Raw genomic sequence first — 316 nt, forward strand, 5'->3', positions numbered from 1 at the left:
ATTCTCATTTGATGTTCATGCAATGATTTATAGTGACGATGCTCCTTCTCTTGAGAAAGAGCTCCACAAGAAGTTCAACGAGCAGTCGGTTAACAAAATTAACCCAAGAAAAGAGTTCTTCAAGACTACAATAGCAGAGGTTAAACAAGCTGTTGAGCAACAAGGATTACATGAAGTTCATTGGACTCTTAAGGCTGAAGCCGCTGAGTTCCGTGAGAGTTTAGCAATTGCGAAAGAACAGCAAGCAGTAGCGTAAAGGTAGCATTTATGAACGGGTAAACGATGACCTACTTCTGCTACGTAAAATACAAAAAAA

1 protein-coding gene is annotated in these 316 nt (G+C 39.6%); it reads left to right on the forward strand.

The window, feature by feature from the left end; all coding sequences use genetic code 11:
- The coding region (locus AB4512_RS24310) for a GIY-YIG nuclease family protein (RefSeq protein WP_372176058.1) at positions 1-256 on the forward strand (256 nt) is incomplete at its 5' end.
- Positions 257-316 lie beyond the last annotated feature (60 nt).

This window comes from Vibrio sp. 10N.222.52.B7 (genome assembly GCF_041474275.1).
GTDB lineage: Bacteria > Pseudomonadota > Gammaproteobacteria > Enterobacterales > Vibrionaceae > Vibrio > Vibrio crassostreae_C.